This is a genomic window from Nocardioides dubius (assembly GCF_039528155.1).
GTDB lineage: Bacteria > Actinomycetota > Actinomycetes > Propionibacteriales > Nocardioidaceae > Nocardioides > Nocardioides dubius.
On sequence record NZ_BAAALG010000013.1, the window covers coordinates 396,113 to 403,415 of the forward strand.

Consider the following 7,303-nt stretch of genomic DNA (forward strand, 5'->3'; position numbering starts at 1 on the left):
GCCACCGAGCGGACGACCGAGGTGACCAAGCTGATGGTCGCGGAGTACTTCGTCGCGGTGGGCGACGGGTTGATGCGCGCGCTGCGTGAGCGACCCACGGCGCTCGAGCGGTGGCCCGGCGGTGTGCGGGACGGGATGCGACTGGCCACCGGGCCGGGGGACCGCAACGCCGATGCGTTCTATCAGAAGCGGGTCCTCAAGGGGGCGCCCGACTATCTGGAGACGGCGACGATCACCTTCCCCTCGGGCCGGAGCGCCGACGAGATCTGTCCGACCGAGCTGGCGGTGCCGATCTGGTGCGCGCACATGGGCACCCTGACCTTCCATCCGTGGCCGGTCCGGCGTGCCGACGTGGACCGCCCGGACGAGCTGCGGATCGACCTCGACCCGCAGCCCGGAACCACCTTCGCCGACGTGCAGCGGGTGGCCGAGGTGGCGCGTGAGCTGCTGACCGACCTGGGGATGCGGGGCTTCGCGAAGACCAGCGGCAACCGCGGCATCCACATCTTCTTGCGGATCGAGCCGCGCTGGGACTTCGTCGACGTCCGCCACGCCGCGATCGCGTTCGGGCGCGAGTTGGAGAAGCGGGACGGCGGGGTGACCACGAACTGGTGGAAGGAGGAGCGGGGCGAGCGGATCTTCGTCGACTTCAACCAGAACTCGCGGGACCGGACCATCGCGTCGGCCTACTCGCTGCGGCCGCTGCCGGGCGCACCGGTGAGCACGCCGATGACCTGGGCGGAGCTCGCCGAGATCAAGGACCCGCGCGACTTCAACCTGTTCACCGTGCCCGAGCGGATGGCGGACGGCGACGCCTGGGCGGAGATCGACGACGTCGCCCACTCGCTCGACCCACTGCTGGCGCTGTGGAACGAGCACCCGGTCGAGCTCAACTATCCGCCGGACTACCCCAAGATGCCGGGGGAGCCGCCACGGGTGCAGCCGAGCAAGAAGGTCGCCGAGCACTGGGACGCCGAGGGCAACCGGATCGAGCCCTAGCGCCCCGCAGCCGCCCGCGGCCTCAGGTGAGCAGCGGCCGGCAGAAGAGCACCTCCGGAACCCGGGAGGTGACGATCAGGTGCTGCTCGAGGACGGGTGCGAGCAGGCGGGCGACCTCGAGGACGCGGTCGTAGTCGCGCAGCAGGTTCCGCTCGTGCAGGGGTGCGTGACGGGTGATCTGCTCGTTCAGGGCCTCGAGCTCCTGCAGTCTGCGGTGCAGGTGGGCGCGACGGGTCGCCTCGGGGAACGCGAAGCGCAGCGCCGGCGACCACAGGGCCTGCTTGCAGGGCTCGGCGAGCAGGGCGACCCAGAAGCCGAACGGGAGCTCGGCGAGCACATCGGCACGCGAGGCCCCGGCGCGTGCCCGGCGTTGAGCGGCGTCGAGCGCGTGCCGCGATCGGCGGGTGAGGAAGGGGGAGTGAGGGGTGAGCCAGGCGTCCCCGAGGTGCTCGCGGGCGGCAGCGTCGAGGGCGTGGCGCAGCCCGACCTCGAGATAGCGCAGCGACTCGGCGAAGGCCGTGCCGACCTGGGCGTTCCAGTCGTACAGATCCACCAGGCGGCCAGGGTCGCCGGCAGCGGCGCGCCGGAACGGGTCGAACTCGGCGGGGGTGAGCAGTGCTTCCAAGGTGTGCGGTTGTGGTGACATCGGCGTCATCTCCAGTCCGGAGGTATCGGAATTGGAGAGTAGGGAGGGGTGCCGACAGAGAGTCGGGAGGCGACGGTGGATGCCGACCGAGCCTCAGGCCGAGGAGGCCTGAGGCTGCGGTGGGGTGGCGTCAGACGCCGCTCTCGCCCTGCTCTGCGAAGGTCTCCCGCTCGAGCAGGTGCAGCACCGGGACGCCGATCTTGCGCCGGGCCTTGGAGGTCCAGTCGAGGTGGAAGAACTCAGCGACCACGTGCGGCTGGGTGAGGATGATCGCCTCGCGGGCGTCGATCTCGGTCACCACCTCGGCAAGTGCGTCGATGGGCTGGCCGGAGATCACCCGTCCGGAGACCGAGCCGACGATCGCGCGGAGCTGGGTCAGCGACTCGGCGAGGTTGGCCTCGGAGCGCTCGCGGCACTCACGGCGGACCTCTTCGAGGTCGACGTCGCTCATCGCGAGGGCGGGGGAGGCCATCACCTCTCCGGCGGCCAGCGAGCTCATCGCCGCCTCCACCTTCGCCGCGGCGTCGTCGACCGGGAGCAGCACGGTGTAGGCGACCTCGGTGCCTTCGGCGCGGAGCTCGTCATGCAAGGAAGCGACCTGTTGGGCGTCGAGCTGTGAGAGCGCGTCTTCGCACAGCAGGACGACGTCGTAGTTCTCGGTCTCCTGGGTGGACATGGCATCCCCTTCCGAGTGTCAGCCGATACTCAAGATCTTAGCCAGGTCATAGCTGGCGGGCTCCTCCAGCTGCTCATAGGTGCAACTGGTCGGGTCGCGGTCCTCGCGCCAGCGCTTGAACTGCGCGGTGTGCCGGAACCGGCGCCCCTCCATGTGGTCGTAGCCGACCTCGAGCACGCGCTCCGGGCGCACAGGGGTGAAGGAGAGGTCCTTGCCCGCCGACCACCGTGACTGGGTGCCCGGCACGCGGTCGGGGTTGGCGATCGCGGCGGCTCCCCAGGCCGCCCACGGGTGCTCGTCGATGCTGCACACGAGTGGCTGCAACTCGTGCCACAGCTCGGCGCGGCGCTTCGCGGTGAAGCTCGCCGAGACGCCGATGTGCTGCAGCGCGCCGTCATGCCACAGGCCCAGCAGGAGCGAGCCGATCAACGGGTTCTCGGCGGTGGAGGTCTTGTGCTCGCGGTAGCCACAGAGCACGACGTCGGCGGTGCGCGCGTGCTTGATCTTCAGCATGGCGCGGACATTGGGCTGGTAGACGGCGTCGAGCGGCTTGGCGATGACGCCGTCGAAGCCGGCCCCCTCGAGCTCGTGGAACCAGGCCTGCGCGGTGTCGGGGTCGGTGGTGACCCGGCTCAGGAAGCAGGGGCCGTCGAGGCCGGCGAGGGCGCTCTCGAGCGCGTCTCGTCGTTCCCGCAGCGGTCGGTCGAGGTACCCGGTGTCGCCGAGGGCGAGCAGGTCGAAGGCGGCGAAGCCGGCCGGTGTCTCCTCGGACAGCTTGGCGACCCGTGACTTCGCGGGATGGATCCGCTCCTGCAGCACCTCGAACTCGAGGCGCTGGCTGCCGGGCTCGCCGAGGGCGACGAAGAGCTCGCCGTCGAGCACGCAGCGATCGGGCAGCTGCTTGCGCGCGGCGGCGACCACCTCCGGGAAGTAGCGGGTCAGCGGCTTGGTGTTGCGCGAGGCCAGCTCCACGTCGTCGCCGTCCTTGAAGACCAGGCAGCGGAAGCCGTCCCACTTCGGCTCGAAGAGCACCTCGCCGTGCTTGGCCGTGGCGGCCACGGACGCGATCGGCTTGGCGAGCATGGGCAGCAGCGGCGGCATCACGGGCAGGTCCATAGATCAACCGTAGTGGCGCTAGTCCTCGTTACTGTGCGCCGTGATCGGTTCAGGCCCGAGAGTCTCTCTTTAGAAGGAAGTTGAAGGTTCCTGAAGTGCATGTAGAGCCTCCGAAGAGTGTTCCGGAATCTGGGCGTTATCGACGGCTCATGCAGTCGGTGGCGGACGGAATTCAGCGCGACTACGAGCAGGCGAAGGAGTACGCACGCCGTCGTGACCCGCAGCGTGCCGGCCACCACGCTGAGGCAACGTGGGTGCAACTCATTGATCGGTGGGGTGCCGGATGGCCAGTAGTGAAGCGGCGTTACATCGTAGGTCCTTGGGGTGAGACGGGAGAGGTCGATCTCATCGTGCTGCGACCGGACTATCCAAGCGCTCTTAGGCATGAATCTGACGTTTTGGTCAGTGGTGTTGCCGCAGCATTCTCGTGCAAGTCCACCCTGCGTTCACCTGACATCGCTGACGCCATCGAGCAGAAGCGTCGAATCATCGCAGCCGGGGGAGGGCTGAGAGGGCGCGACGCGGAGGAGGCGATGCACGCAGGGATTCATTTCGGCCTTTTGGCTCACGGCTCGGCGATTGGCAACTCGGCTACGTCGGCGAGCGAATCCCTTCAGAGGCTTTACTTCCAAGTTGCGCATGGCGGACCGCAACCGGCGGTCACCCATCCAGCCGAAGAACTCGATTGCCTACTTGTTGCAGACTCGACCTTCATCACAACCAGCAGAACTTCTGCTGCTCCGCTGGTGGAGGGCGGGGAAGTGAGGTTCTCTCCCGTCACGTCCCCCATGCTTCACAAGACCCGAGGCCACGTGGGGGCGCCGGTCGCTCAGTTCATGGCCTGGGTGAATGGGCTTTCGACGCGCGACTACGCGCGTCAGGCGTTGGCGTCTCTTGAAGAGATGTTCGGAGACGAGACTGCGTCCGGCCCGATGCGCGTCTGGCCATCGTCGGTGCTACCTCCCTTCTAGGAGGAGTACCCGGGCATCATGCTGGCGGCCGAGGCTGATCGGTAGGTGCCGCCGAGCGGGCTGCAGTGGCGTTCAGTGTTTCTAGGACTCGAGTCAGGGTGCCAGGAACGCGGAGCGACAGCGTTGGTCGGTCTAACGCCGCCTAGTTACACGGCCAACCCTCCGGCGCGGGCGGAGGCGTAGGCGCAGTCTGCGCGCTGCGCCCCTAGGTGCTGCGCTTCGGCAGCCGCTGGTGCCTGAGGCCAGCGAGCATTGCACCAACGCAGCCGACGCTGAGCCTCCGGGAATCGTCTGGTGCCCCGGAGGGGGCTCTACGGCTCGATCTGCCGCTCTGAGAGCGCAGGTCCACACGCCGAGCCTACGGGGATGCGACGGATCGGGCGGACCCTCTGGTTAAAGTAGAGTTAATCGCTAGGATATGCTGGCTTACCCGAGTTCAAGTGATGGAGATTCGAGCATGAGCGTCATCGGCTACGCCCCGGGCGTCTACGACCTGTTCCACGTCGGGCACCTCAACGTGCTGCGTCAGGCGCGTGAGATGTGCGACGTGCTGGTCGCCGGCGTCGTGGGCGACGAGATCGTCCGGGCGGTCAAGGGCGTGCAGCCGTTCGTGCCGTTGCGCGAGCGGCTGGAGATCGTCGCGGCCCTCGGCATCGTCGACCAGGTGCACGCCGAGCTGACGCCGAGCAAGGTCGACGCCTGGCAGGAGGTCGGGTTCGACCGGATCTTCAAGGGCGACGACTGGCGCGGGACGCCGAAGGGGGACGAGCTGGAGCGGCAGATGGCCGAGGTCGGAGCCGAGGTCGTCTACTTCCCCTACACGGTGCACACCTCCAGCACCCAGCTGCGCCGCGCGATCAACGCCTCGCTGGTTCCGGCTGGAGCGGTGCGGGCCGTCTCGTGAGCGCAGTCGTCCCAGCCGCCGTGACGGCGGCCGCTCGAGTGCGCATCGACGATGCCGGCCTGCATGTGCCGGATGAGGCGCGCGGTCCGCTGCTGATCGAGCTCGGCGGTCAGTACCTCTTCTCCTGCACGCCGGCCCGGGACGGCCGGATCGTGGCCGGCGGACTGCTGGTGCCGTGGCCCGAGGTGCTGCGCCCGCACCTCAACGGGGTCGGCCGGGTCGTGGTCGCCGACGGTGCCGGGGTGGTCTTCGCGGACGCGGAGATCAGTTTGGGCGACGGGCAGGGGGAGCTCGCGGTCCGTGACTCGTCGGGCCATCCGCTGTCGGTCGACAAAGTCGGCCACCTGACCCGCTCCTTCGCGGCCACCGACGACCAGATCCGTGAGGAGATCCTGAGCGGCACCGCGCGGGCGCTGGCGGACCTGCGTGCGGTCGGCGTCGAGGCGTATCTCAACTACGGCATGCTGCTCGGGGCGATCCGGGACGGCGCGATGATCGCGCACGACTCCGACTCCGACCTCTGCTACGTGAGCCGGACGTCGTCCCCGGCGGACCTGATCCGCGAGTCGTACCGGATCGAGCGACGGATGCGCGCGCTCGGCTGGAAGCTGCTGCGGATGTCGGGCGGCGACATCAAGCTGCTGCTGCCGCTGAGCGACGGCCGGCAGTGCCACATCGACGTCTTCGTGGCCTTCTGGATCGGGGAGACCTTCTATCAGCTCGGCAACCGCAGCGGCGACCTCCCGGTCTCCGCGGTGCTGCCGCTGTCCGAGATCGAGCTGCACGGCCACACGTTCCCGGCTCCGGCCGACCCGGAGGCGATGCTCCGCTTCCTCTACGGCGAGGGCTGGCGGATCCCGGACCCGTCGTTCAAGTACGCCGACCCGCCGGCCGGGGTGCGCCGGCTCAATGGCTGGCTGCGCGGATTCCGCACCTACATGGGGCGATGGAGCGAGTTCTATCAGAGCCCCCGGGTGCGCCAGGTGCCCTCGGGCGGCTCGGAGTTCGCCGCCTGGGCGACGTCATTCGTAGGTGGGGGTGAGGCGATCGCGGATCTCGGCTCGGGCACCGGGCGCGATGCGATCGCGTGGGCCGCGGCGGGGCACCCGGTGCGCGCCTACGACTACTCGCGCTTCTCGCGCCGGCACATCCAGCGTGAGGTGCGCCGGGCGAAGGCCGACGTCGACGTCCAGCCGCTGATCCTCGGAGAGCTGCGCACGGTGCTGGCCAACGGTGCCGACCTGGCGCGATCCCCGCACCATCTCTATGCGCGGCACCTGCTCGGCTGCCTGGAGCCTGCGGAGCGGGCCAACCTGTGGTTGCTGGCGCGGATGTCCCTGCGCTGGGGCGGTGCGCTGCTGCTGGAGTTCTCGGCGGCCGCGCCGGGGCTGCCTGCGCCGGAGCCGGCGCCCCTGGTGCACCGGCTCGACGTCGCGCTGGTGCGTGCTGAGATCGAGGCGGCCGGCGGTGTCGTCGAGCGGCTCGAGGTGGCGCCGGGGGTGGATGGTCTGGAGAGCCCCGATCCGGCGGTCTGTCGGATCGTGGCGCGCTGGCCCCGCCCGGTAGCGGGCCGCGGATCGTCAAGCAGGACTGAGGAAACGGTGCCCTCCGGGGCGAAGCATCGGCTCGCGGGAGCGAGCGGGGAGGAACGAGGATGACGACGATCGAGGCGGCCAGTCCGCTGGCGCGGGCGCGGCAGCGGCTGGCGATCCGGAGCCGGTTGCGCCGTGCGCAGCACCTGGCGCTGCGGGCACGTGAGCACAACGTCGGGGTGCTCTCGCGGCTGCGGGCGCTCGAGGACGAGGTCCAGGAGCAGCGGCAGCTGAACCGCCGGATCGCGGAGCTGACCGACGTCGTCGCCGAGCTTCTGGTGCCGGTGGCGGACCGGGACGAGGAGCGGGTGCGGGCGGTGCTGGACAAGTACCGCAACGAGCTGGTCTGATCCGCGGCCCCTCTTCGATGTGACCTGAGCGCGGGGATTCGGGGGTCTC

General features: G+C 69.4%; 8 protein-coding genes. 5 read left to right on the plus strand and 3 right to left on the minus strand.

The features are described from left to right. On the plus strand, positions 1-999 hold a 999-nt coding region (locus tag ABD151_RS19000; protein ID WP_343996399.1), incomplete at its 5' end, for a DNA polymerase domain-containing protein. A gap of 22 nt (positions 1,000-1,021) precedes the next feature. Here the strand turns inward: ABD151_RS19000 and ABD151_RS19005 are convergent. From ABD151_RS19005 to ABD151_RS19015, 3 genes are all read right to left on the minus strand, one after another. Beyond that, on the minus strand, positions 1,022-1,645 hold the full coding sequence (locus ABD151_RS19005; RefSeq protein WP_343996400.1) for a hypothetical protein: 624 nt from the start codon (positions 1,643-1,645) through the stop codon (positions 1,022-1,024). 130 nt (positions 1,646-1,775) lie between these two features. After that, on the minus strand, positions 1,776-2,321 hold the full coding sequence (locus tag ABD151_RS19010) for a hypothetical protein (RefSeq protein WP_343996401.1): 546 nt from the start codon (positions 2,319-2,321) through the stop codon (positions 1,776-1,778). An 18-nt stretch (positions 2,322-2,339) separates the two neighbouring features. Further along, complete coding sequence (locus tag ABD151_RS19015; protein WP_343996402.1) at positions 2,340-3,437, minus strand: ATP-dependent DNA ligase; 1,098 nt, start codon at positions 3,435-3,437, stop codon at positions 2,340-2,342. Between the two features lie 149 nt (positions 3,438-3,586). Here ABD151_RS19015 and ABD151_RS19020 point away from each other — a divergent pair, with 149 nt between their 5' ends. The 4 genes from ABD151_RS19020 to ABD151_RS19035 all read left to right on the plus strand — a co-directional run bounded on the left by ABD151_RS19020 (position 3,587) and on the right by ABD151_RS19035 (position 7,254). After that, the gene (locus tag ABD151_RS19020; RefSeq protein WP_343996403.1) at positions 3,587-4,408 is read left to right on the plus strand and encodes a DUF6602 domain-containing protein; all 822 of its coding nucleotides are present in this window, start codon (positions 3,587-3,589) and stop codon (positions 4,406-4,408) included. Positions 4,409-4,865: 457 nt separating this feature from the next. Continuing rightward, positions 4,866-5,312, plus strand: a complete 447-nt coding sequence (locus tag ABD151_RS19025) for an FAD synthase family protein (protein WP_343996404.1) — start codon at positions 4,866-4,868, stop codon at positions 5,310-5,312. Next, complete coding sequence (locus tag ABD151_RS19030) at positions 5,309-6,970, plus strand: class I SAM-dependent methyltransferase (protein ID WP_343996405.1); 1,662 nt, start codon at positions 5,309-5,311, stop codon at positions 6,968-6,970. Before ABD151_RS19025 ends, ABD151_RS19030 begins: the two co-directional genes overlap by 4 nt. Beyond that, entirely contained in the window at positions 6,967-7,254 is a 288-nt protein-coding gene (locus tag ABD151_RS19035) for a DUF6752 domain-containing protein (protein WP_343996406.1), read from the plus strand. Before ABD151_RS19030 ends, ABD151_RS19035 begins: the two co-directional genes overlap by 4 nt. Positions 7,255-7,303: the final 49 nt, after the last annotated feature.